The sequence below is a fragment of the Phytomonospora endophytica genome, from assembly GCF_014202425.1.
Classification (GTDB): domain Bacteria; phylum Actinomycetota; class Actinomycetes; order Mycobacteriales; family Micromonosporaceae; genus Phytomonospora; species Phytomonospora endophytica.
In genome coordinates, this window is the sequence record NZ_JACHGT010000016.1 from 68104 (window position 1) to 92045 (window position 23942).

Below are 23942 nucleotides of genomic sequence, written 5' to 3' on the forward strand. Positions count from 1 at the left end.
TTGAAGGCTTTTCGGTAATCATTCCCACTTTCGTAACCGTTACAAACCGGAAACATTCGACCGTCCTACCTGTACTGTTCGCGCCGACGAAGACGCCCCACACCGGTCGGTGCGGGGCGTCCTGTGTGGAGCTGATCAGGCGGCGCGGACGAGCGCACCTCCGAGGGTTTCGGCGAGCGGAGCGAGGGCGGCTTGTGCGTCGGCGAGACCGCGCTTGGTGGGCTTGCCGTAAATGTCGACGGTGGTCGTGATGCTCTTGTGCCCGGCGACGTGCCGCAGGGTCACGAGGTCGACCGACGCGGCCACGAGCGCCGACAGCGCCGAGTGCCGCAGCCCGTGCGGGGTAAGCCCGTCGGTGTCCATGCCCAGCGAACGGGCGTCGCTAAGAATCGACTTCCAGTGCTTGTACCAAGCCGAGTGATACCAGAAGGTCCCCGACCGCGCCGGACACAGATACTCGTCCTTCCCCCGGCCGCCGCACAACACGTCCATGAGGACGTCCAGGGCGGGCGGGTAGGTCGTCCAGCGGTAAGCAGCGTCGGACTTGCCGTGTCGGCGCAGAATCCATCGGGTCTTGAGTCCCTTGTCCTCGTCGGCGCCGAGCTTGACCACGGTCCGGTCTACCAGGATCGTGCGGTTGACGCGGTTGATCTGGCCGACGGTGAGCGGAGCGAGTTCGGACCAGCGCAGGCCGGTGACGAGTTGAATCATGGCGAGGTCGGCGGCGGACTGGCGTCCGAGCGCGCGCGTGCTCGGCTTGCCGACACGCCCGGGTTTACTGACTTCCGAAACTCGTCCGTAGGCGGCTTGGAGGAACTTCCCCGACTCGTCGGTTCCGTCGATGATCGAGCGGGCCACGGAACCGCGCTTGGGCGCCCGGACGGCGGCGAGCGGGTTGCTCGTGATGAGCGGCGGCTCGCCGTTGGGTCCGAGGAGCATCGCGTCAGAGAAGATGGGGCCGATCGTCTCGCCCCGGATGTTTAGGACGGTCTTGGCGCTCAGTCCCTTGACCGTGAGCATCGTGTGTTGCCAGTCGAGGATGAGCTCCGGCGTGATGTCCGAGAGGGCGAGGTGCCCCAGGTGCGGCGAGACGTGATCCCGGTGCCTCTGGCGGTATTTCCGGGGCTGGTCGTCATTGATCCGCCCTTCCTTTTCGATGCGCGTCAGGTAGTGCTCAGCGCGCTCGTCGTAGGTGGGTTCCGGCGCGGCCGGGGCGGGCTCGGCGGCGGGCTCGCCGCCGTCGAGGTAGGCCAGGAGGTAGGCCAGTCCGCGAGCGCGGAGAACGTCTCGTGACGGCCAGCGGTTTCCCGCCTCGGTGACGAGAGCGCAAAGGATTTTCGCGTCGGTCTCGTCGTTCACCGTGGGGTTGCAGCGCTCGATTCCTTCGCGCCAGCAGACGCGCCAGACGGTGTACTTGGGTGCGCCGTTACGTCCGCCGCGCTCGCGGGATTCAACAGATGCCATGGTGGCGGTGATCACCTTTCGGCTACGCGTCAGTGCTCGTCGCGGAGCCGATCAACGGTGATGCGGGGGCGCGCCCGGGGGCGGTTGCCCCCCAGGTTGCCCCCCAGAGATCGACTAAGGCCCTGACCGGAGAGCTAACTCCCTGGTCAGGGCCTTGATCTTACTGGTGGGGAAGGGGGGAGTTGAACCCCCACGTCCTTTCGGACACACGGACCTGAACCGTGCGCGTCTGCCATTCCGCCACTTCCCCAAGAAGTGGTCTCCCCTGCCCTTTGACGAGCAGTGGAGCGAGAGTGAGACTAGCAGTCTCCGGCCGGGACCTTCAAACGGGTTACCCGTGACCGTCCCGGCACGCCCTAACAGACGGCCGCGTGAAAAAACATGGCCGTCCCGACGAACGGTGCCGAGCGCCGAAAGTCTAACCTGACGGCTGAGATGTCGACGGTTCACCCCCGTCGGCGAGCAAGCGTGACCAGCGTCGTCACGTGGGGCAGCCGCGAAAGAATAGCACAAACCGTACGCTTGCCCCCGCCCCGTGTGACAGCGCCCGATACCATCAAGGTCTCGGACACGACAGGAGGAGCCGGTGAGCGTTCTGCAACGCTTTGAGAAGCGGTTGGAGGGCATGTTCGAGGGTGCCTTCGCCAAGATGTTCAAAGGCGTTGTGCACCCCGTCGAGGTGGCAAGCGCCATGCAGCGTGAAGCTGAAGCGCACAAGGCCATCCTGGCGGGCGGACGCACCCTCGTTCCCAACCGCTACGTCATCGACCTCTCGGCCGGTGACCACGATCGTCTCGCGCCCTACGCGGCCGCGCTGGCTCAGGAGCTGGCGCAGTCCCAGGCGGAGTACATCGGCGAGCACGGCTGGACCGTGTACGGCGACGTCATCGTCGAGGTGGAGCGCGGCGACGGTCTCGACACCGGCATGTTCCGGGTGACCGCCGAGGTGTCCACCGGCGACGGGAGCCAGCCTCCCGGCGGCCCGGGCTTCGGTCCGCCGCAGGGCGGCGATCAGGGCTACGGTCCGCCGCAGCCTCCGATGGGGACTCCGGCCGGCGCGAAGCTGATCTCCGGGGACGGTCGTCAGTACGCGGTGGCGATGGGTCAGACGACCATCGGCCGCGGCGAGCAGGCCCAGATCCGGCTGCCCGACGTGGGCATCTCCCGCCGTCACGCCCGAGTCGACTACGACGGCCAGCAGGTCCTCGTCACCGACCTCGGTTCGACGAACGGGACGATGGTCAACGGCCAGCGCATCACGACCGTCTCGATCCGTCCCGGTGACGTGATCCAGCTGGGCACCACCTCCTTGACCCTGCACCTGGATTCCTAGAGCGGAGACCTCGGACGTGCCCGAGATCGTCTTCACGGTCACCCGTTTCGGGTTCCTACTCCTCCTGTGGGTCTTCGTGTTCGCGGTGGCGCGCACGATCCGGCAGGACTCCTACTCGGGTTCGCGCGGCGGCTCTCCGGTCGCCGCGCCGCCCTCGGTGGGTTCGGCGGCGGGCGGCCGTCGCGGCGCGAGCCGCGCCCGGGCCGCGCGCCATCTCGTCGTGACCGCCGGTGAACTCAAGGGCCGTTCGGTGCCCCTGGGGGAATCGGTCATCACCATGGGTCGCGCGCCCGACTCCACATTGATCATCAACGATGACTACGCCTCGACCCGGCACGCTCAACTCGTGCCGCGGAACGGGCAGTGGTTCATCGACGACCTCGGCTCGACCAACGGCACCTACCTGGATCGCGCTAAGGTCAGCGGACCAACTCCTGTCCCCCTCGGTGTTCCGATCAGGATCGGCCGCACCAGTTTCGAGCTGCGCCCATGACTTTGACTTTGCGTTACGCCGCGCAATCCGACCGCGGCCTGATCCGCGACGGCAACCAGGACTCGGTCTACGCGGGACCGCGTCTCCTCGCCGTCGCCGACGGGATGGGCGGCATGGCCGCCGGTGACGTCGCCAGCAACATCGCCATCGCCACGCTGTCCACTCTGGACGAGGACGTGCCGCGCGGCGATCTCGCGCAGGCGCTCGCGGAGGGCGCGCTCGCCGCCAACGACCGCATCCGCGACACCGTCGACGAGAACCCGCACATGGAGGGCATGGGCACCACACTCGTGGCGTTCCTGTTCGGCGGCAGCACCATGGGCTTGATCAACATCGGCGATTCGCGAGCATACCGCTTTCGCGACGGCGTCCTCGAACAGATCACCCGTGACGACACCTACGTGCAGATGCTCGTCGACGAGGGCCGGATCACGCCCGAGGAGGCGAGCGTCCACCCGCAGCGTTCGCTGATCATGCGCGCGCTGGGGACGGGTGACCTGGACCCGGTCGCCTCGACCTTCGATCCGATCCCCGGCGACCGGTACCTCCTGTGCAGCGACGGCCTGTCGGGCGTGGTGAGCGATGAGACGATCGCGCAGACGCTGTCCGACTTCGCCGACCCGAAGGAGGCGACCGAGCGTCTCGTGCAGCTGGCGTTGCGCGGTGGCGGCCCGGACAACATCACGGTCATCGTCGCCGACGTGACCGACGCCGACATCGTCGAGGGCCAGCCCATCGTGGGCGGCGCGGCGGCCCGCGACCGCGGCAACGTGACCTCCGCCGACGCGTCGAGCCCGGCGGCCCGCGCGGCCGCGGCGACGGCTCCGGCCCGTGAGGACGACCCGCAGTCCGACGATGACGACGACAACGGTGAACCCCCGCGTCGCGGCAAGCGCCGGGCGCTGCTGTGGACGCTGATCGTGGTCCTAGCGCTGGGTGTGCTCGGGACCGGTGGCTACCTGTACGTCCAGTCGCAGTATTACGTGGGTGAGGGTCCGCACGGGAACGTGGCGATCTTCCGGGGCGTGCCGGGGACTTTCGCCGGTGTGTCCTTCTCGTCGCTGCAGCTGGAGTCCGGCACACCCGTCGACGATCTCAACGACGTCGCCCGCGGCAACGTCGAGCAGGGCATCACCGCCGACAGTCTCGCCAAGGCCCGCGAGATCCTCGGCCAGCTCACCTCGGCCGACCCGAACAACCCGAACATTCTCCCGCTGTGCCCGACGCCGTCGCCCGATCCGTCGAGCTCGGCACCGTCGGAGAACACGAGTGCGGCACCCGGCGACGACGAGAACTGCCGTACCGGTGACTGAACGCGCCGCCGCGGGTGTGCGCACCGGGCGGGCACGGACCGGTGCGCCCGGCGCGCCGGCACCGCAACCGCATGGACGTCGTCACACAACGCGGCGGCATGGTCACCATGGGCGAAACGTCTGGACCGTGCCCGCTGTGGGGTCTCGTTCGCGTCGCCCGGGTGAGCAGGCCACGGGCGGCGGGCCGAGCCCGATCCCATACCTGGCGGGCGGTCTCCGTCGCGCCGCCGAAACCAGCACAGCGAGCGATTCTCACGCCTCCGCTCTTGTCACACCTCGCCCGTATCGTGATTTTCGGGGCCCCTTCGGGGCGAGCGGGGGAGCGCGTCCTTCGGGCGGCCGTCCGCCGCTGAACGCCGCCCCCGAAACCGAGCCCGCGCTTCGCTCGCCCGCACCCACCGGGAACCCGTCACCGGCGGGCCGAGCCCGATCCCATGCCCGGCGGGCGGTCTTCTTCGCGTCGCCCGAACCGGCAGAGCGCCACAACGAGCAGAACCCGAGTCCTTCTGGGGGATCCCTGTGACCGCGTCCGCGTCCGTGTCCGTCTCGGGTCCCTCGGGTGGGGCCGCCGGGTCTCGTCGCCGCACCAGACGCGGCACGGAGCTGGCGCTGTTGCTGTTGGCCCTGTTCATCATCATGGGCTTCTATGCCGCGTGCGACATCGCGTTGACGCAGCAGGTGACGAGTTCGGTGTTCACGTTGCCGCTGCTCCTGGCGGTCCCGTTCCTCATCGCGCATGTCCTGGTGCGGGCGTTCGCGCCCTACGCCGACCCGATCCTGCTTCCGGCGGCGGCTTTGCTGACGGGCCTGGGCGTGGTGTTCATCCGGCGCCTCGATCTGGTCAACGATCCTTTCGACGAGATCGACCGCCCGGATCTGGCGACGGCGGCGGGCCGCGCCGACGTGCCGCTGTTCAGCGGCCAGGGCATCCGCCAGTACTGGTACGTCGTCATCGCGATCGTGCTGTTCGCGCTGGTCCTCGGTCTGCTCAAGGATCACCGGATCCTGTCGCGTTACGCCTACACGCTGGGCCTCGCCGGTCTCGTCCTGGTCGGGCTCCCGGCGGTCCTGCCGGCGTCGATCTCGATGGTGAACGGCTCGAAGCTGTGGATCCGCATCGGCGGTTTCTCCATCCAGCCCAGCGAGTTCGCCAAACTGCTCCTGTTGTCGTTCTTCGCCTATTACCTCGTGCGCAAGCGGGAGGTGCTGTCCCTCGAAGGCAAGAAGATCTTCGGGATGGTCTTCCCCCGGGGCCGCGACCTGGTCCCGGTCCTGGTCGTGTGGGGCGCGAGCATCCTGATCCTGGTCTTCGAACGCGACCTGGGCACGTCGCTGATGTTCTTCGGCATGTTCGTGGCGATGCTCTATGTGGCGACCGAGCGCACGAGCTGGTTCGTGATCGGCATCGGCCTGTTCGCGGGCGCGGCGGTGCTGGCGCATTCGCTGTTCAGCAACCTCCAGCTGCGCGTGAAGATCTGGACCGACCCGTGGCCCTACATCGACGAGGAGAGCTTCCAGCTCGTCCGGGGCCTCTTCGGGATGGGCACCGGCGGACTGTTCGGTTCCGGCCCCGGCCAGGGTCAGCCCGAGCGGGTCCCCTACGCCTCCAGCGACTTCATCATCACCGGTTTCGGTGAGGAGATCGGCCTGGTCGGCCTGACGGCGATGCTGCTGGTCTACATGATGCTCATCGGCCGGGGCATCAAGGCCGGCCTGATGGTCCGTGACGCGTTCGGCAAACTCCTCGCCGTCGGCGCCTCGTTCACCATGGGGTTGCAGGTGTTCGTCATTGTGGGTGGTGTGACCAAGCTGATCCCGCTGACGGGTCTGACCACGCCGTTCCTGTCCTACGGCGGTTCCTCGCTGCTCGCGAACTGGCTCGTGGTCGCGCTGCTCATCCGCATCTCCGACACCGCCCGCAGGCCCCCGGCCGCGGGAGTCCCGATCCCCGGCGGCGGAACCGGCCCGGCCAAACCGGACCGTCTCGACCACGCGCCCACGGAGGTGATCAAGCTGTGAACGCCCCCATGCGACGTGTCGCGATGGTCTCGATCGCGCTTTTCGCGCTGCTGATCGGCAACCTGACCTGGGTCCAGTTCTTCCAGAGCGACTTCTACGCCAACCACCCGCGCAACACGCGCGTCCAGCTGGAGGAGTACAGCCGCCAGCGGGGCGCGATCCTCGCCGGCAGCGAACCGATCGCCACGAGCGTGGCGACCGACGGCGAACTGAAGTACCAGCGCGAGTACCCCGACGGCCCGCTGTACGCGAACCTGACGGGGTACAAGTCGCTCGTCCACGGTTCCTCGGGCATCGAGGGCGCGGAGAACGAGGTCCTGTCGGGCTCCGACGACCGTCTCTTCGTCGACCGGATCACCGACACCTTCACCGGCCGTGAACCGGCCGGCGGGAACGTGATCCTGAGCGTGAACCCGAAGGTCCAGGAGGCGATGGCCAAGGGAATCGGCAATTCTGTCGGCGCCGCCGTCGCGATCGACCCGAAGACCGGGGCGATCCTCGGCCAGTTCACGTCACCCTCCTATGACCCGAACCTGCTCGCCGACCACGACACGAACGCCGAGGCGGAGGCGTGGAAGTCGCTCAACGGCGACGGCGACCGTCCGATGCTGGACCGGAGCGCCTCCGACCGCTACCCGCCCGGCTCGACCTTCAAGGTCATCGTCTCGGCGGCGCTGCTGGAAATGGGCTACACACCCGACACGATGGTCCCGGCGGGCAACTCCTACTCGCCGCCGGACACCACGCACGACATCACCAACAGCAACAACCAGTGCCCCAATGCGCAGATGCCGCTCAAGGAGGCCCTCGCGCTCTCCTGCAACACGACCTTCTCGCGCCTGTGCGTGGAGGAGATCGGGCCGGAGAAGATCGCCGAGACGGCCGCGAAGTTCGGCTTCGAGGAGGGCTACTCCACGCCCCTCGACGTCGTCGCGAGCACGACCGGCACCCTCGGTGACAAGGCCACGCTCGCCCAGTCGTGCATCGGCCAGAACGAGGTCGCGGCCACGCCCTTCCAGATGGCGATGCTCTCGGCGGCGATCGCCAACGGCGGTACGCGCATGGCGCCGCACCTGGTCAAGGAGCTACAGGCTCCCGACCAGACCACCCTTGAGCGCACCACCTCGGAGAAGCTCGGCGACTCGGTCGATCCCGAGATCGCCGCCCAGCTCCAGGAGATGATGGTCGGCGTCGTCAACAACGGCACCGGCGGCAACGCCAAGGTCGACGGCGTCGTCGTCGGCGGCAAGACCGGTACCGCCGAGCACGGCGACGGCGTGCCCGAGCACGGGTGGTTCACTGGGTACGCGATGGGCGACGACGGGAAACCCGCCATCGCGGTCGCGGTCTTCCTCGACTCCGCCGGCGACGGCGGCAGTGGCGAGGCCACGAGCATCGCCGGGTCGGTCATCAGGGCCGCACTCGGCAAATGACGAACAGAACACCCCTGGGGAGGACCAGATGTTGAGTCCGGGCACCATGCTCGGCGGCCGCTATCGCCTCGATTCCCGAATCGCGTCGGGCGGTATGGGCGACGTGTGGAAGGCCACCGACTCCGTCCTCGGCCGCACGGTCGCGGTGAAGATCCTGCTGCCCTCCCTCATGGAGGACCCGGGCTTCGCCGAACGCTTCCGCGCCGAGGCACGCGTCGTGGCCACCCTCTCCCACCACAACATCGTCCGCGTCTACGACTACGGCGAGTCCGACCTCGACGGCGGCGGCAAGGCCGCCTACCTGGTCATGGAGTTCATCGAGGGCGAGGCGCTCTCGAAGGTCCTCCAGACCCAGGGCCGCCTGAGCCCCGCGCAGACGATGGTGCTCATGGCGCAGGCCGCCGACGCCCTCGACGAGGCCCACCGCGCGGGGATCATCCACCGCGACGTCAAGCCCGGCAACCTCATGGTCAAACCCAACGGGACGGTCCTGCTGGCCGACTTCGGCATCGCCCGCAGCGCCCAGTCGACGAACCTGACCATGGCCGGTTCGGTCCTCGGCACCGCCGCCTACATCTCGCCCGAGCAGGCCAACGGCCTGCCCGCCACGCCCCAGTCCGACCAGTACTCGCTGGGCGTCGTCGCCTACCAGTGCCTCCAGGGCCGCCGCCCGTGGGACAGCGACAACCCCCTCGAACTGGCCATGCGCCACGCGCGCGACACGCCTCCGCCGCTGCCGCCCGACACGCCCCCGGCGGTCCTCTCGGTGATCCAGCGGGCCATGTCGAAGGACCCCGGTCAGCGTTTCCCGACCGCCCTCGACTTCGCCAACGCCGCGCGCGCCGCCGCCGGCGACCAGGCGACCTCCCCCGTACCGGTAAGTCCCGGAACATCCGGTTTCACCGCCGCCGCGACCCCGCCTCCCGGGCGTGGACTCGACGACGACGCCACGAAGGTCGGCATGCAACTGCCACCTAAGGCACCGCCGAAACGTGTTGGTTTGTACGCGATGCTCGGCGCGGGCGCACTCGCGCTGGTGCTCATCGTCGGCGGGCTCTTCATCGCCCTGGCCAACAACGGCGACGGGGACCCCGGCGGCGGGGATGGCGGACAGCCCACGGCGAGTGATTCCGCAGTGGACAATGGGGACACCGCGGCCATCGACCGCAACACGTTTATCGGCATGAGCAGGCAGGATGCGGATGCGGCACTGCAAGCGGCAGGCTTCACGCAGGTCCAGTTCCTCGGACGCGGGAACTGGGTCTCCGAGATCAACCCGTCGGGGGAGAACATCCCCAAGGCGACGGTGATCAAGGTGACCCTGAGCCTCCAGCGCCCGTCGAACCCGAACCCGGGCGACTCGGGAAACCCCGGCGGCGGAAGTGACGACCCGACGGTCAACCCGAGCTGCATCCTCGGTCCGCTCTGCAAGAACTAGGCAAGCACCCGCCCACGCCACGGACAGGCAAGGATTTCAACGACATGACGGCGCAGGGCCGCCTACTCGGCGGCAGGTATGAAGTCGGCGAGATCCTCGGCTACGGGGGTATGGCCGAGGTTCACCGTGGACTCGACACCCGTCTCGGCAGGGACGTGGCGATCAAGATGCTGCGCACCGACCTCGCGCGGGACTCGACCTTCCAGATGCGGTTCCGGCGGGAGGCCCAGAACGCCGCGTCCCTCAACCACCCGTCGATCGTGGCCGTCTACGACACCGGTGAGCAGCGCGAACCGGGCGCACCGGCGGCCGTCCCCTACATCGTCATGGAGTACGTCCCGGGACGCACCCTCAAGGAGCTGATCGTCGCCGAGGGGCCCGTCGCGCCCCGCGAGGCCTGCGAGATCACCGCCGACATCTGCGCGGCCCTCGATTTCAGCCACAAGCACCAGATCATCCACCGCGACATCAAGCCCGGCAACGTCATGATCACGCCGACCGGCGAGGTCAAGGTCATGGACTTCGGCATCGCCCGGGCCATGGCCTCCAACCAGATGACGATGACGCAGACCTCGGCGGTCATCGGCACCGCCCAGTACCTCTCGCCGGAGCAGGCGCGCGGTGAGACCGTCGACGCCCGCTCCGACGTGTACGCCACCGGCTGCGTCCTCTACGAGCTGCTGACGGGAAACCCGCCGTTCACCGGCGACAACCCGGTGTCGGTCGCCTACCAGCACGTGCGGGAGCAGCCGCGGCTGGCCAGCGAGCACAACCCGGACGTGCCCCCGGCCGTCGACGCGATCATCATGAAGGCCCTGGCGAAGAACCCGGCGAACCGCTACCAGAGCGCCGGGGAGATGCGCGCCGACCTTCAGCGCGCCGCCGCCGGCCGCCCGGTGCTGGCACCGCCGGTGATGACCGACGCCGACCGCACCGCCATCATCGGCGCGGCCCCGCTCCCCTCGGAGGGGACCCGCGTGGCCCCCGCCGCCGCCGTGGCGCCCCGGAAGAAGAAGTCGAACGCGCTCGCCTGGACCCTCGTGGCCTTCGGTGTCGCGGCGGCCCTGGCGCTGGGTCTCGGGCTCTATCTGCAGAACCGCGGCCCCGATCAGGTGGCGGTGCCCAGCGTGATCGGCAAGTCCGTCGAGGACGCGACCACCGAGCTGCAGGCCTTGAAGTTCAAGGTCACCACGACGACCGTCGCCTCCGAGAAGGACCAGAAGGACAAGGTCGTCGCCCAGGACCCGTCGAGCGGCAAGGTCGACCAGGGGTCCGAGGTGAAGCTGTCTATCGGCGGTGGCCCGGACATGACGACCGTGCCCAAGGACCTGGTGGGCCTGCCTCTCAACGAGGTGCAGGCCGAGCTCACCGCGGCCGGCCTCAAGTACGAGTGGACCGAGGTCGACGGCGTCGAGGCCGCCAACACGGTCTTGTCGGTCGAGCCCGAGGAGGGCAAGAAGATCGAGGCCGGCGGGACCGTCAAGCTCACCGTCTCGCGCGGCAACCAGTTCATCATGCCGGAGCTGGTCGAGATGACCTCGATCGATCAGGCGCGGCAGAAGCTCAACGGCCTCGGCTGGAGCGGCGAGTTCAACCCGAGCGACGGCTCGACGCCGGGCTTCTCCCCGGGTTCGATCATCGCGCAGAGCCCGGAACCGGGTTCGAAGGTCGACAAGACCGCCACGATCGACGTGACGATCCAGTCGGAGGACACCGGCAGCTCGTCGAGCGCCTCCGGCGACCCGGAGGACCCGGGCGGCGAGTTAGCGTTCAGACGCGAATGAGTGGACGGGCGGCCTTCGGGTCGCCCGTTTCACGTCCGGGGGTTTCCCAGCCGTTCCAGCCAGTTGCCGAACATCCTGTGTCCGTGCTCGCCGAGCACGGCCTCGGGGTGGAACTGGACGCCTTCGACGTCCAGCTTGGTGTGCCGCAGGCCCATGACGACACCGTCGTCGGTGCGGGCGGTGACGACGAGGGGCGCGGCGACCGAGGCCGGGTCGACGGTCAGCGAGTGGTAGCGGGTGACGGTGAACGGGCCGGGCAGGCCGGTGAAGACGCCGGTGCCGTCGTGGACGAGGGTCGCGGTCTCACCGTGGACGGGCGCCTCGGCGCGCACGACGCGGGCGCCGTAGGCCTCGGCGATGACCTGGTGGCCGAGGCAGACGCCGAGGATCGGGACGTTCCCGGCGTGCTCGGCGACGATCTCGCGGCACGCCCGCGCCTCACCGGGACGGCCCGGGCCGGGCGACAGCAGCACCCCGTCGGCGCGGGAAACCCGCACGTCGGAGGCGTGCACGGTCTCGGCGCGGCGGACGTCGCAGTCGGCGCCGAGGGAGCGCAGGTAGTCGACGATGGTGTAGACGAAGGAGTCGCGGTTGTCGACGACGAGGACGCGCGTCACGTCCGTCAGCCGCCGGGGAGGAGGGCGTCGTCGTCCTGGCCGCCCCCGCCGTCACCCTCGTCGTTCGCGGGCGGCGGCGGGTCGGAGGGCTCCTCGTCGGGGATCTGGTTGTCGGGGTCGATCTCCTCCTGCGAGGGGGCCTCCTCGATCTGGGAGTCGTCGAAGGGCAGCAGCGGTTCGAGGCGCGGGAACGCGAAGAACCACAGCAGCGCGCCGATCCCGCCGAGGAGGACGAGCATCCCGGTGACCTTGCCGGGGACCCCGAAGGGGAGCTTGCGCCAGATCCAGCCGTACATCACTTCTCCGTTGCCACGGGCGGAATGCCCTCGCTGCGGGGCAGCGTGTCGACGAGTTTCCCGTACACGATCCACCGGCTGGTGTTGTCGTACCAGGGGTAGCAGGTCGTCAAGGTCATCATGGCGGCCTTGGCGTCCTTCTTCTTCGAGTCGATCTTGCCCGGCACGGGCGCGATGACCTCGACGGCGTAGGGGTCGACGATGTCGGTCTTGGTTACCTCGTAGACGTAGAAGCTCTCGCCGGTCTCGACGACCATCTTGTCGCCCTCTTCGAGGTCGTACAGCGAGCGGAAGATGGCCGGAACGTTGTGGCCGGCGACGGCGAAGTTACCCTTCTCGCCCGGGTCCTGGGTCTTGCTGTAATGCCCGGGGGCGTCCTTGATGTCGTCCCAGTTGGTGCCCTCGACGATCGTCCAGGGTTTGTCCTTGATCTTGGGGATGTACAGGCGCGCCATGGCGTCGCCGGGCAGCGGCTCGGCTTCCGGGTTGTGCTCCCAGGTCTGTTCCAGCTGCGTGCTCAGGTCGTCCTGGTGGGCGTTGATCTCGGCGGTCTTGCCCCAGATCTCGTAGGCCGCGAAGAGCAGGATGACCACGCCGAGGGTGATGAACAGTTCGCCGAAGCCGCGCACGATCGTGCGGACCCAGTCGCCGAAGGTCTTGCGGCCGCCCCCGGGACCGGCTCCGGCGTCGCGGTGGCGGCGCACGGCCCGGCGCTTCTTCTTCCCGGGCGGGTCGGGCGGCGGGGGCTCCTCGTCGGAGATCTGCGGGAGGAGCGCGGTCTCGTCGCCGACCGGGATGAGGTCGGCGGCGCCTCTTCGCGCGGGTTTCGCCACGCGGGCGCGGCCCCGGTCGGCGCCCTGCCCGTAGGTCGTCACGTGTGCCCCCTCGTGGTCGTCGGCCGGGTCATCGCACCGGCTCGGCGTTGGTCAGCTCGTGCGAGCCGTCATAGGCCGGCATGACCCGGTCGGGTTCCTGCCGGACGTCGTAGCCGAGGCCGAAGTCGACGGCGGCCTGGCGGTAGGCGGCGACGCCGGGAGAGGTGTCGAGCGCCTGGAGCATGCGGTCGGCGGGGCCGATGGCGGCGATGACGAACGGCGGCGAGTAGACCTGGCCGTGCAGCAGCAAGGTGTTACCCACGCAGCGTACCGCGCTCGTCGAGATCACTCGGATGTCCATAATGGTCATCGCTTCGGCTCCGCCCGCCCACAGGGCGTTCACCACGGCCTGGACGTCCTGCTGGTGGACGACGACGTCGTCGACGTTCGCGCCGGGCGGGAGGACGCCGTCGCCGCGCCTGGGAGCGTCGTCGAGGCTCACGATGAGGGCCGGGCCGTGCACGGCGGTCGTGCCGGCCGCGGCGGCCTCGGCCTCGGCGCGGTCGCGTTCGGCGGCGATCTCGTCGTCGCCGCCGGCGAGGCCGTCGGTGAGGGACTCGTTCTCGTCGCGGAGTTCGCGGGCGATCTCGTCCTCGCGGGCGATCTCGTCGGCGCGCTGGGCGATGAGCTCGCGCAGCTGGACGCTGTCGTCGACGCGAAGGTCGGTGCCGCGCGCGGCGGTCGCGGTCGCGCTGAAGAGGAGGCCGGCGGCGAGCATGACGGCGGGGACGGCGAGGCCCCAGCCGCGGCGTCTGCGTTCGCGCCGGTGCGGGCGCAGGGCACGCCGCATCCGCCGCGCCGCCAACCGCAAGGTCGCGACCCAGCCAAGCCGGCGGCCAAGCCGCCGGGACCCACCGGAGTACTCGCTCACATCAACCCTCGCCAATCCCTCGGTTACCAGGCTAACGAGCAGGAGGGGGTGGGTGGTTGCGCGGTGGGGGCGTGGAGTTCGGCGGGGGCGGACCGGAGGGGGCGGAAGCGCACATTACGGCCGTCGTGGCCGCCGGGCGCGTCGGTCGGCCCGTGCGTCGGCGTTGTGACGAATCCGGCGTTCACGGAAAGGCGGTCCGGGAAACCCGACGGCCCGCCCGTCGCCGCCCGAAAACCCCCCAACCCCCCACATCGTTACCCCGCCGCGACACCCCCGCCCGCTAAGCTGTGGGAAAAGCCGGGCTGCCGGCCACCCCACAACCCTCTCAGTCCCGGTTAAGCTGGCCTGCGAAGGTCAGCGAGGAGATACCAAGTGCCTAAGTCGCGCGTACGTAAGAAGAAGGTCTACACGACCCCGGCGGACATGCGCCCCACGGCGGCCGAGTCCACCAAGCAGCCGAGTCCCACGTGGGTGCCGATCCTGGCAGTCGTGCTGATCGTGGTGGGCATCGCGTGGCTGGTCACCTTCTACCTTTCCCGGCAGCAGTTCCCGGTGGCCTCGTGGGGTTACTGGAACATCGGGGTCGGTTTCGGCGCGCTCGTCGCGAGCCTGCTCGTACTGTCGCGCTGGCGGTAGTCCCGCCGCGCTTCACCGGCGCAGGTTGACCGGGCCGAGGTGGGGACGCGAGGGTTATTCGCGTCTCCGGTTTTCGTTCGTGCAGGCCGGATCGGCACCTACCGGCATTCGTGCGGGTCTCCGGTTTTCGTTCGCCGCAGGCCGGAACGGCACCTACCGGCATCCGTGCGGGTCTCCGGTCTTCGGTTCGTTGCCGGCCGGAACGGCATCCACCGGCATTCGCGCGGGTCTCCGGTCTTCGGTTCGTTGCCGGCCGGAACGGCATCCACCGGCCTTCACGAGCATTCCTCGCGTCTCCGGTTTTGTCACACCTCGCCCGTATCGTGATTTTTGGGGCCCCTTTAGGGCGAGCGGGGGAACGCGTTTTTCGCGCGGCCGTCCGCCGCCGCACGCTGCCCACGCCCCACGCCCCACGCCCCACGCCGCCCCGCCGCCCCCACCCCGCGACCCCGCTTCGCAGCTCACCCACACCGGGACCCACCGTCGCCGAAGCACCCCGCCGGGAACCCGGCACCGGCGGCGGGCCGCAGCCCGATCCCCTACCTCTCAGGCGGTTTCGTTCGCGCCGCCCAAACCAGCAGAGCGCCGCCCAAACCAGCAGAGCTTGTCCACAGCCTGTGGATAACCCTGTTGATAAAACTACAAGCTTGTAAGCACCGCGCGCCCCCGTGCACTGTTCCGCCCTCGTGACCTCGCCGGGACGCGGAGAACGCCCCGTACGCGTCGCGTACGGGGCGTTCTCGTCACTCGGCGACGCTCAGGCAGGTCCGAGGTTCTCGAAGATGGTCGCGTTGGCCATGCCGCCGCCTTCGCACATGGTCTGGAGGCCGTACCGGATGCCGTTGGCGCGCATGTGGTGCAGCAGTGTCGTGGTGAGCCGCGCGCCGGACGCGCCGAGGGGGTGTCCGAGTGCAATGGCGCCGCCGTTGGGGTTCATCCGGGCGGGGTCGGCGCCGGTTTCCTTGAGCCAGCCGAGCGGGACGGGCGCGAAGGCCTCGTTGACCTCGTAGGCGCCGATGTCGCCGATGGTGAGTCCGGCGCGGGCGAGGAGTTTCCGGGTGGCGGGGATGGGCCCGTCGAGCATGACGACCGGGTCGGATCCGACGACGACGGCGGTGTGCACTCGCGCCCAGGGCGTCAGGCCCAGTTCGGCGGCCTTCTCGGAGGTCGTCACGAGCAGCGCGGCGGCGCCGTCGGAGATCTGCGAGGCGTTGCCGGCGCTGATCACGCCGTCGGCTTTGAAGGGCGTCTTGAGTCCGGCGAGTTTCTCGACGGTCGAGTCGCGGCGGATGCCCTCGTCGGCCTTGACGCCCGCGACGGGGACGATCTCGGCGTCGAAGTCGCCTCGGTCGGCGGCCGCGGCGGCCCGCGCGTGGCTTTCCAGCGCGAAGGTGTCGAGGGTCGTGCGGTCGAGGCCCCATCGTGCGGCGAGCATTTCGGCGCCGACGCCCTGGTTGAACGGGATGGGCTGGTCGACGGCGACGCCTTCGACGTCGGCGTAGCGCACGCGCACCTTCTCGCCGTAGGGCGCGCCGACGCCCTGGCTCACCGAGGAGCCCATCGGCACGCGGCTCATGCCTTCGACTCCGGCGGCGACGATCACGTCGGCCTGTCCGGAGATCACGGTCGCGGCCGCGAAGTGCAGGGCCTGCTGGCTGGACCCGCACTGCCGGTCGATGCTCGTGCCCGGGACGTGCTCGGGCCAGCCCGCGGCCAGTACGGCGTTGCGGGCGATGTTCCAGGACTGTTCGCCGACCTGCGACACGCAGCCCATGATGACGTCGTCGACGAGCGCCGGGTCGAGGCCGGCGCGCGTCACGAGCGCGGCGAGGGCCTCGGCGGCGAGGTCGGCCGGATGGACGCCGGACAGGCCGCCGTTGCGACGTCCGACAGGGGTTCGTACCGCTCCCACGATTACCGCATCACGCATACCCCGAGCCTACTCGTCGGTAACAAGAACTGTCACCACCCTGAATAGGGGTGCTGCGAACCCCTAGGGGTAGATCTAGGCCCACTGTGCCCGAAGCCTCACGAGGGAAACATGAAGGGCATGACGAACCCCACCGCAGCAAGCCGGTTCGCCCGCCCGGGCGGTCGGCTCGACATCCTCGCCACCTCCGTCTTCCTCCTGCCCATCGCCGTCTTCGGCACCGCCGTCTTCTCCGCCGTGGTCACCGGGCTGAGCCTGACGACGCTGTGGATCGGTTTCCCGCTCTCGATGGCGCTGATCTACTTCACCCGCCACCTCGCCGACCTGCACCGCCTGTGGTTCGGCACCCGCTTCGGGGTCCGCATCTCCCGCCCCTACCGCGAGCTGCCCGAGGGCCACTTCCGGCGCTTCTTCGCCCTGCTGTCCGACCCGCAGACCTGGCGCGACCAGGCCTGGCTGCTGATCAACGCGACCGTGGGCGTGGCGATCCTGTCGACGATCGTGGCGATCTTCGCCGCCGGGATCGGCGCGCTGAGCCTCGGACTGTGGTGGGGCTGGCTGCCCGACGGCGCCGAGTTCAACGCGCTGGGCATCCCCGGCTTCATGAACGTCCACGACAGCTCCTCCGCGCTGGCCTTCGGCATCCCGGCCGGCGTCACCTACCTGGCGATCTGGTGGATCACCGCGCCACTGCTGATGAAGGCCCACACGCACCTCGCCCAGGCCCTCCTCGGCGACCGGCGGCCGCGCCTGGCCCAGCGCGTCGACCACCTCGCCGAGGTGCTCGCGAACTGACCACCCGCGGGGGCGCGGGAGACGAGGGCCGGGCGGTGTTAACCGCCCGGCCCTCGCGCGCGAGCGCTACCGTTGCGGCCGTGACCTCGCTGTTCGAACCGTTCACCCTGCGTTCCCTGACCGTGCCGAACCGCGCGTGGATGGCGCCGATGTGCCAGTACTCCGCGCTCCCCGACGGTCCCGACACCGGCGCTCCCCTCGACTGGCATCTCGCCCACCTGGGCGCGCGGGCCGTCGGCGGGACCGGGCTGATCCTCACCGAGGCGACCGCGGTCAGCCCCGAGGGCCGGATCAGTCCCTACGACCTGGGTCTGTGGAACGAACGGCAGACGGAGGCATTCGCGCGCGTCACGGCGTTCCTGCGTTCGCAGGGGACCGTGCCCGGCATCCAGCTCGCGCACGCCGGGCGCAAGGCGTCGACCGAGCGGCCCTGGAAAGGCGGCGGGCCGGTCGCGATCGCCGACGGCGGCTGGCGGCCCGTCGGGCCCAGTCCCGTTCCCTTCGCCGACGGGTACCCCGTCCCGCACGAGCTGAGCACCGCCGACATCGCCGGGATCGTCGCCGACTTCGCCGCCGCGACCCGCCGCGCCCGCGACGCGGGTTTCCAGGTCGTCGAGGTCCACGGCGCCCACGGATACCTGATCAGTTCGTTCCTGTCGCCGCAGGCCAACCACCGCACCGACGCCTACGGCGGCTCCTTCGCCAACCGCGTCCGCTTCGCCCTGGACGTCGTCGACGCCGTGCGCGGCGAGTGGCCGGACGAGCTGCCGGTGTTCTTCCGCGCCTCGGCCACCGACTGGCTCCCCGAAGGCGGCTGGACCCCCGACGACACCGTCGCCCTGGCCGCCGAGCTGAAGGCGCACGGCGTCGACCTGCTCGACGCCTCCAGCGGCGGCAACGTCACGGGCGTGCACATCCCCGCCGAACCCGGCTACCAGGTCCCCTTCGCCGGACGCGTCCGCCGCGAGAGCGGCCTCGCGACGGGCGCGGTCGGCCTGATCACCGACGCCGCCCAGGCCGACACGATCGTCGCGAGCGGCGAGGCCGACGCGGTGTTCCTGGGACGCGCGCTGCTCCGCGACCCCAACTGGGTCCGCGCGGCGGCGAGGGAACTGGGCGCGGAGGTCAGGATCCCGGAGCAGTATCTGCGGGCGGTTTAGACCCCCACCAGCCCCGGATAGTCCGTATACCCCTCCGCCCCACCCGTGTACATCAGGTGCGCCCCCCTCACCTCGTTCAACCCCGCCCCCACCCGCATCCGCTCCACCAGGTCCGGGTTCGCCAGGAACGCCCGCCCCAGCGACACCAGATCCGCGCCCGCCGCCAGCAACCGCTCCCCGGCGTCCCGCCCGCCGTCCTCGGGCAACGGCCCGCCCCAGCCCAGGTCCGGGTTGGCGATGATCGCCCCGTCCCATCCGGCACGGATCGCACGGAACACCGCCGAGTCGGGATCGGCGAACACGACGTGCAGGTACGCCAGTCCTCTCCCCGCCAGCTCGCCGACGAGCACGCGATAGATCTCGCCGGTGTCCCCTTCCCGCATGTCCTGGGCGGTCACCCCGGGCGCGACCCGCACGCCCACGCGGTCGGCGCCGATGGCCTCGGCGACGGCCGTGACGACCTCCACCACGAAGCGGACGCGCTTGGCGACCGTGCCGCCGTAGGCGTCGGTCCGGTGGTTGGTGTTCGCCGCGAGGAACTGGTGCAGCAGGTACCCGTTTCCCGCGTGCACCTCGACGCCGGCGCAGCCCGCGTCGACGGCGTTGCGCGCTGCGGCGGCCAAGTCGGCGACAGTCGACCGGATGTCGTCGAGCGTCATCTCGCGCGGCACCACGGAGGGGCTGTGTCCGGAGGCCGTGTGGATGGTCTCCCCGATGGCGACGGGCGAGGGCGCCACCGGGTGGTGCCCGCTGTTGTCGGGGTGCCCGATGCGCCCGCCGTGCTGAAGCTGGAGGAACATCCGCCCGCCCGCGTCGGCGACCGCCGAGGTCACCGCCCGCCACCCCTCGACGTGCTCGGGCGCGTAGATCGCGGGGATGTTCGGGTAGGTGCGGCCGACGGCGCTGGGCGTCGTCGCCTCGGCGATGATCAGCCCGGCGCTCGCGCGCTGGGCGTAGTAGGCGGCCATCAGCTCGGTGGGCACGCCGTCCTCACCCGCGCGGGTCCGCGTCATGGGCGCCATCACGAGGCGGTTGGGGAGGTCCAGGCGGCCGAGCCGGGCGGGAGTGAAGAGCGCTCCGTTCGTCATGACAGGTACCGTAAAACCTGACACCCGTGTCACGTTCAAGCCCGGAGACTGTGAGGTGCGTCATGCGGATCGGCGAACTCGCCACCCGGACCGGCGTCAGCGAACGCTCCCTGCGCTACTACGAGACGCAAGGCCTGCTCATCGCAGACCGCACCCCCGGCGGCCACCGCGAGTACGCCGACCCGGCCGTCGACCGCGTCATCCGCATCCAGGAGCTCTACGCCGCAGGCCTCAACAGCAGGAAGATCTTCCAGATCCTGCCCTGCATGCGCGACGTCGACGGCGGGCCCTCCTCGATCGCGACCCCCGCCCTCGCCGCCGACCTGCGCCTCGAACGCGCCCGCATCGACCGCCTGATCGGCGAACTGGAGCGCTCCCGCGACGTCCTCGACGCCGTCATCGCCACCGCCGGAACCGGCCTCGCCTGACAGGGTGCCCACGCCCACACCCCACACGTCACTCCGCACCCGCCTCCCCCACCGCCAATGCCCTGCGTACGGCACACTTGACCCTCGTGGAGAACATGTTTCGCGCCTGGCGGGTCCCGCGGCCCATCATCGCCGTCAAGCTCGCGGGCACGGCGGCGTTCGCGCTGGTGGCGCTCTGGTTCTCCCACGACCCCAGCCGGCTCATCGTGGCCGCGCTCGCCGCGCTGATCGTCGGCGCCTACGCCGTCCGCGACCTGCTCTCGCCCGTCACCCTCGCCGTCGACGCCGAAGGCATCCTCATCCGGCGCGGGTTCTTCGGGCAGCGGCGCATCCTGTGGGGCCAGATCGAGCGGATCCGCGTCGACTCCCGCCGCCGCCTCGCCGGCCGCTCCACGCTCCTGGAGATCGACGTCGGCGAGACCATCTACTTCTTCAGCCGCTACGAGATCGGCGCCGAACCGGCCGACGTCGCCGACGAACTCAAGGCGGCACGCGCCGGGGAGTGACACCCCGGCGCGGCCGGATCGGCTAGAGCTGGAACACCGGGGTGATCACCGCGCGGGCGATCGTGTGGGCCGTCAGGTTGAAACCGGCGACGGCGGGCGTGACGTCGGCGCCGACGCCCAGCGCGTCGGTGTCGAGCGCGTGCACGGCGAACAGGTACCGGTGCGGGTGGTCCCCGGGAGGCGGGGCCGCGCCGCCGTAGTCGGCGGTGCCGTAGTCGTTGCGGACGTGGAACGCGCCCTCGGGCAGACCTTTCCCGTCGGCGCGTCCGGCGTCACGGGACAGCGAGGTGACCCCGGCGGGCAGGCCGAGGACGATCCAGTGCCACCAGCCCGACGCGGTGGGCGCGTCGGGGTCGTAGCAGGTCACCGCGAAACCCTTGGTCTCCGGCGGGAAACCCTTCCAGGACAGCTCGGGCGAGACGTTGCCGCCGCCGTGGACGAAGTCGTCGGCGAGGAGTTCCCCGTCGCGGACGTCCGGAGAGGCGACGCTGAACTCGCCGACCGCCGGCAGGAAGTCGTACGGCCAGGGTGCGCGGGTGCGTTTAAGCGCCATGGCGCTGAGTCCTCCAGATCGAATCGGTGACTTGGGCCACCGCACACCGTACCGGGTTCACGGTTGACCGGGTACGTGACGGATGGACCCGGTTTGTGAGGAGTACCGCCGAGGCGTTCCGCGAATCGTCGATCAGCAGGGAGGTGCCTGTGAAACCCGTGTGGCCGTAGCCGTCGGTCAACGGCCCGCAGATGGCCGGGTCGCCGATGCGGGCGCCGAGCGCCTGCCGCCATCCGCTGTCGACGGGGATGTCGGTCTGGGGCGTGCGCATCAGCTCCGCGGAGGCCGGGGACAGCAGCTCGCCCGTCCGCAGCGCCTCCGCGAAGCGCAGGACCTCGGGAGCCGTGCCGAAGACGCCCGCGTTTCCCGCGACACCGCCGAGCGCGTACGAGGCCTCGTCGTGGACGACCCCCCGCACCGTGCCGCGGTCGTCGATCTCCGTGGCCGCGCAACGCGAGGCGTCGTCGGGCAGGAAACCCGTCGCGGTCAGGCCCAGCGGTTCGGCGATGCGCTTGCGCAGCAGCTCGCCGAGCCCCGCGCCTCCCGCCGACTCCACGACCTTCCCCGCGACCTGGAAACCCACGCACGAGTAGCGGTGGACGGTGCCCGGGGCGTCGAGGAGCATCACCGACATGATCGACCGCCAGCGCGACGCGTCATCGACCCCACGGGGCGTGTAGACGTCGGGAAGGCCCGACGTGTGCGTCAGCAGCTGCCGCAGCGTCACCCACGCGCTGTCACCGTACTCGGGCAGCCACCGCTCGACCGGCTCGTCCAGCGCCAGCGCGCCCTCGTCCACGAGAGACAGCGCGACGACGGTGACGTACAACTTCGTCAGCGACGCCAGGTCGAAGACCGTATCGACGCCTGCCGGAGCACGCTCCGGCAGGAGGGTTTCCCGCGTATCGGCGAAACGGGCGAGTTCCCCTCCCACCGCCTGGGAAACCACCCGGCCGTCGATGGAGACGACGGCCACCGCCGCGGGGGTCACGTCGGGGACGGCGGCGTCGATGACCTGCTGAAGTTCCTTCGCATCCTCGCTCACCTGAACAGCGTACGACCGGTGATGGCCTGCGGCGATGGCCGTACGATTCGGACCATGTCAGTTGCCGACACCAAAACCATCTCCTTCGCGCGGGGCGCGCCCTCCCTCGACATCGTCGACATCGAAGGGCTCAAATCCGCCGCGGTCAAGGCCTTCGACGCCGACCCCGGCGGGGTCACCGGCTACGGCACGTCGGTGGGCTACGTCCCGCTGCGCGAATGGATCGCCAAGAAGCACGGGGTGCACGTCGACCAGGTCATGGTCACCAACGGGTCCATGCAGGCCGACGCGTTCCTCTTCGACCAGCTCGTCAAGGAGGACACTCCCGTCATCGTGGAGCGTCCCACCTACGACCGGACCCTCCTCGGCCTGCGCGCCAGGCGCGGGGACCTGCACCCGGTAACGCTCGACGACGACGGCCTCGACGTCGCCGAACTGCGGGCGCTGCTGGAGTCGGGCGTGCGGCCCGCGCTGGCCCACATCATCCCCAACTTCCAGAACCCGGCCGGTGTGACCCTGTCCATGCCGAAACGGCAGGAACTGCTCGCCCTCGCCGAGGAGTACGGGTTCGTCATCTTCGAAGACGACCCGTACCACGACGTCCGCTTCCGCGGGGAGACCCTGCCGCGGATGCTCGACATGGACGGCGGCAAGGGCAACGTCGTGTACGCGTCGTCGTTCAGCAAGACGATCTGCCCCGGCGTGCGCGTCGGTTACCTCGTCGGGCCCGCCGGCCTGATCGCGCAGATCTGCAAGGCCGCGACGAACACCTACATCGCGCCCAACATGGTCGCGCAGGCGATCGTGCACCGGTTCGCCACGAGCGGCGCCCTCGACCAGTCGGTGAAGACCGTGCGCTTCGCGCTCAACGAACGCGCCGACGCCCTCGCCGCCGCCCTCCGCAAGCACCTGCCCGACGCGAAGTTCACCGTCCCCGACGGCGGGTACTTCCTGTGGGTCGAGCTCGGCGCCGACATCGACGTCGACGAGCTCCTGCACGCCGCGGCCGCCCGCCACGTCGCCGTCGTGAAGGGCACCGACTTCCTCATCGAAGGCGGCGAAGGCTCCCTGCGCTTGGCCTACTCCGCCGTTAAGACCGAGGACATCGACGAAGGGGTCAAACGCCTCGCCGAAGCGGTCCACGCCGTGCGGTGACTGTCCGTAATGGACGGTCGAAAGTACCACCCGCGCTAACGGTTAGTACACACGCACTGAGCACGCCGTACAGATCGCCTGTCGTATATGCGCCATGGCGGTTGTCCGCCAGGGAAAAGCCATTCCGAACCCGAGGTGCGGCGGTTAACAATCGCTTGCGATGGCACGCAACGCGCCAACCCGTGAGCGTCCATCCAAAGACCAACCCCCCGCCCCCCCATGTGGCGCCGGGTGGACAGGCTCGCCGACTCCCCCCGCGGCGTTCCGATTTCCACCCGGCGCCACTCTAATTGCGGGTCGCTTCGCTCCCGGCGGGGGAGACCGTGTCTCCACGCCGCGTCTCGCGGAGGCTCTCGAAGTTCGTAATGCACATCCCGGCGACCGCGGCCTGAGCCGGAGCAGTCCACTCACTCCGTCTCGGCACTCCCGAGCCCCCGACGAAGCCGCCCGAGCTTGTCCACCCGCGCCGTCCACCCGGCCTTCGCGCGCAGCACGCCGGGCAACTCCCGCTGATCGGCGACCTTGCCGACGGCTTCCTGGCGGAACGGGCTCAACTGGTCCGCAGGCGCCGTCACCCGTTCCACCACACTCCCCCGGGCACCGCCGGACCCCCTGGCACCGACCCGCGTCCCTCACGCATTCCGGCGACGCTGGCCGCACCCTCCCGCCATCGCCTTGAACCGAACCTGAACCACCGCTCGGCGATAGCC

The 23942-nt window shown here is 69.9% G+C and carries 23 protein-coding genes and 1 tRNA gene; 13 read left to right on the plus strand and 11 right to left on the minus strand.

The window, feature by feature from the left end; all coding sequences use genetic code 11:
* Positions 1–135 precede the first annotated feature (135 nt).
* Both HNR73_RS30520 and HNR73_RS30525 read right to left on the minus strand, forming a co-directional pair.
* On the minus strand, positions 136–1464 hold the full coding sequence (locus HNR73_RS30520) for a tyrosine-type recombinase/integrase (protein WP_184791146.1): 1329 nt from the start codon (positions 1462–1464) through the stop codon (positions 136–138).
* Between the two features lie 164 nt (positions 1465–1628).
* Positions 1629–1714: transfer RNA gene (locus HNR73_RS30525), tRNA-Leu, on the minus strand.
* Positions 1715–2089: 375 nt separating this feature from the next.
* On the opposite strand from HNR73_RS30525, the gene HNR73_RS30530 reads away from it, so the two are divergent.
* The 7 genes from HNR73_RS30530 (at position 2090) to pknB (ending at position 11277) form a co-directional block, all read left to right on the plus strand.
* A complete protein-coding gene (locus tag HNR73_RS30530) occupies positions 2090–2797 on the plus strand; it encodes an FHA domain-containing protein (RefSeq protein WP_221331212.1) in 708 nt (235 codons plus the stop codon).
* Between the two features lie 16 nt (positions 2798–2813).
* Positions 2814–3290 carry an FHA domain-containing protein FhaB/FipA gene (locus HNR73_RS30535; RefSeq protein ID WP_184791148.1) on the plus strand — a complete coding sequence of 159 codons (477 nt, stop codon included), beginning with the start codon at positions 2814–2816 and terminating at the stop codon, positions 3288–3290.
* Positions 3287–4603, plus strand: a complete 1317-nt coding sequence (locus HNR73_RS30540) for a PP2C family protein-serine/threonine phosphatase (protein WP_184791149.1) — start codon at positions 3287–3289, stop codon at positions 4601–4603. The genes HNR73_RS30535 and HNR73_RS30540 overlap by 4 nt, the downstream gene beginning before the upstream one ends.
* A 519-nt stretch (positions 4604–5122) precedes the next feature.
* Complete coding sequence (locus HNR73_RS30545; RefSeq protein WP_373316587.1) at positions 5123–6622, plus strand: FtsW/RodA/SpoVE family cell cycle protein; 1500 nt, start codon at positions 5123–5125, stop codon at positions 6620–6622.
* A gap of 8 nt (positions 6623–6630) precedes the next feature.
* The gene (locus HNR73_RS30550; RefSeq protein WP_203685761.1) at positions 6631–8055 is read left to right on the plus strand and encodes a peptidoglycan D,D-transpeptidase FtsI family protein; all 1425 of its coding nucleotides are present in this window, start codon (positions 6631–6633) and stop codon (positions 8053–8055) included.
* 28 nt (positions 8056–8083) lie between these two features.
* The gene (locus HNR73_RS30555) at positions 8084–9493 is read left to right on the plus strand and encodes a serine/threonine-protein kinase (RefSeq protein ID WP_184791151.1); all 1410 of its coding nucleotides are present in this window, start codon (positions 8084–8086) and stop codon (positions 9491–9493) included.
* Between the two features lie 44 nt (positions 9494–9537).
* On the plus strand, positions 9538–11277 hold the full coding sequence (gene pknB / locus HNR73_RS30560; RefSeq protein WP_184791152.1) for a Stk1 family PASTA domain-containing Ser/Thr kinase: 1740 nt from the start codon (positions 9538–9540) through the stop codon (positions 11275–11277).
* 29 nt (positions 11278–11306) lie between these two features.
* On the opposite strand, the gene HNR73_RS30565 is transcribed toward pknB, so the two are convergent.
* Genes HNR73_RS30565 through HNR73_RS30580 form a run of 4 tightly spaced genes read right to left on the minus strand, consistent with a single transcriptional unit; the run spans position 11307 to position 13855 of the window.
* Positions 11307–11894 carry an anthranilate synthase component II gene (locus HNR73_RS30565; RefSeq protein ID WP_184791153.1) on the minus strand — a complete coding sequence of 196 codons (588 nt, stop codon included), beginning with the start codon at positions 11892–11894 and terminating at the stop codon, positions 11307–11309.
* Positions 11895–11899: 5 nt separating this feature from the next.
* Positions 11900–12190 carry a hypothetical protein gene (locus HNR73_RS30570; RefSeq protein ID WP_184791154.1) on the minus strand — a complete coding sequence of 97 codons (291 nt, stop codon included), beginning with the start codon at positions 12188–12190 and terminating at the stop codon, positions 11900–11902.
* Positions 12190–13065 (minus strand): class E sortase, encoded by an 876-nt coding sequence (locus tag HNR73_RS30575; protein WP_184791155.1) that lies wholly within the window; start codon positions 13063–13065, stop codon positions 12190–12192. Before HNR73_RS30575 ends, HNR73_RS30570 begins: the two co-directional genes overlap by 1 nt.
* A gap of 28 nt (positions 13066–13093) precedes the next feature.
* Positions 13094–13855 carry a DUF881 domain-containing protein gene (locus HNR73_RS30580; protein WP_184791156.1) on the minus strand — a complete coding sequence of 254 codons (762 nt, stop codon included), beginning with the start codon at positions 13853–13855 and terminating at the stop codon, positions 13094–13096.
* A 453-nt stretch (positions 13856–14308) separates the two neighbouring features.
* Here HNR73_RS30580 and HNR73_RS30585 point away from each other — a divergent pair, with 453 nt between their 5' ends.
* The gene (locus HNR73_RS30585; RefSeq protein ID WP_184791157.1) at positions 14309–14572 is read left to right on the plus strand and encodes a cell division protein CrgA; all 264 of its coding nucleotides are present in this window, start codon (positions 14309–14311) and stop codon (positions 14570–14572) included.
* Between the two features lie 757 nt (positions 14573–15329).
* Here HNR73_RS30585 and HNR73_RS30590 read toward each other — a convergent pair.
* Positions 15330–16502, minus strand: a complete 1173-nt coding sequence (locus HNR73_RS30590; RefSeq protein ID WP_184791158.1) for a thiolase family protein — start codon at positions 16500–16502, stop codon at positions 15330–15332.
* A 120-nt stretch (positions 16503–16622) separates the two neighbouring features.
* Here HNR73_RS30590 and HNR73_RS30595 point away from each other — a divergent pair, with 120 nt between their 5' ends.
* Both HNR73_RS30595 and HNR73_RS30600 read left to right on the plus strand, forming a co-directional pair.
* Positions 16623–17297: a sensor domain-containing protein gene (locus HNR73_RS30595; protein WP_184791159.1), complete on the plus strand. Its 675-nt coding sequence runs from the start codon at positions 16623–16625 to the stop codon at positions 17295–17297.
* A gap of 80 nt (positions 17298–17377) precedes the next feature.
* Complete coding sequence (locus HNR73_RS30600; protein WP_184791160.1) at positions 17378–18457, plus strand: NADH:flavin oxidoreductase/NADH oxidase; 1080 nt, start codon at positions 17378–17380, stop codon at positions 18455–18457.
* Here the strand turns inward: HNR73_RS30600 and HNR73_RS30605 are convergent.
* Positions 18454–19545: an alkene reductase gene (locus HNR73_RS30605; RefSeq protein ID WP_184791161.1), complete on the minus strand. Its 1092-nt coding sequence runs from the start codon at positions 19543–19545 to the stop codon at positions 18454–18456. The two genes, HNR73_RS30600 and HNR73_RS30605, sit on opposite strands and share 4 nt — an antisense overlap.
* Before the next feature lie 62 nt (positions 19546–19607).
* Here HNR73_RS30605 and HNR73_RS30610 point away from each other — a divergent pair, with 62 nt between their 5' ends.
* Together HNR73_RS30610 and HNR73_RS30615 are read left to right on the plus strand one after the other, a co-directional pair.
* The gene (locus HNR73_RS30610) at positions 19608–19973 is read left to right on the plus strand and encodes a MerR family transcriptional regulator (protein WP_184791162.1); all 366 of its coding nucleotides are present in this window, start codon (positions 19608–19610) and stop codon (positions 19971–19973) included.
* Between the two features lie 95 nt (positions 19974–20068).
* A complete protein-coding gene (locus HNR73_RS30615; RefSeq protein ID WP_239121943.1) occupies positions 20069–20479 on the plus strand; it encodes a PH domain-containing protein in 411 nt (136 codons plus the stop codon).
* 22 nt (positions 20480–20501) lie between these two features.
* Here the strand turns inward: HNR73_RS30615 and HNR73_RS30620 are convergent, their stop codons facing one another.
* Positions 20502–21032: a YbhB/YbcL family Raf kinase inhibitor-like protein gene (locus HNR73_RS30620; RefSeq protein WP_184791164.1), complete on the minus strand. Its 531-nt coding sequence runs from the start codon at positions 21030–21032 to the stop codon at positions 20502–20504.
* Positions 21022–22077 carry a serine hydrolase domain-containing protein gene (locus HNR73_RS30625; protein WP_184791165.1) on the minus strand — a complete coding sequence of 352 codons (1056 nt, stop codon included), beginning with the start codon at positions 22075–22077 and terminating at the stop codon, positions 21022–21024. The genes HNR73_RS30620 and HNR73_RS30625 overlap by 11 nt, the downstream gene beginning before the upstream one ends.
* 54 nt (positions 22078–22131) lie before the next feature.
* Here HNR73_RS30625 and HNR73_RS30630 point away from each other — a divergent pair, with 54 nt between their 5' ends.
* Complete coding sequence (locus tag HNR73_RS30630) at positions 22132–23232, plus strand: aminotransferase-like domain-containing protein (RefSeq protein WP_184791166.1); 1101 nt, start codon at positions 22132–22134, stop codon at positions 23230–23232.
* Positions 23233–23639: 407 nt separating this feature from the next.
* On the opposite strand, the gene HNR73_RS30635 is transcribed toward HNR73_RS30630, so the two are convergent.
* Positions 23640–23807, minus strand: coding sequence for a hypothetical protein (locus HNR73_RS30635; RefSeq protein ID WP_184791167.1), 168 nt, complete (start codon positions 23805–23807; stop codon positions 23640–23642).
* Between the last annotated feature and the right edge of the window lie 135 nt (positions 23808–23942).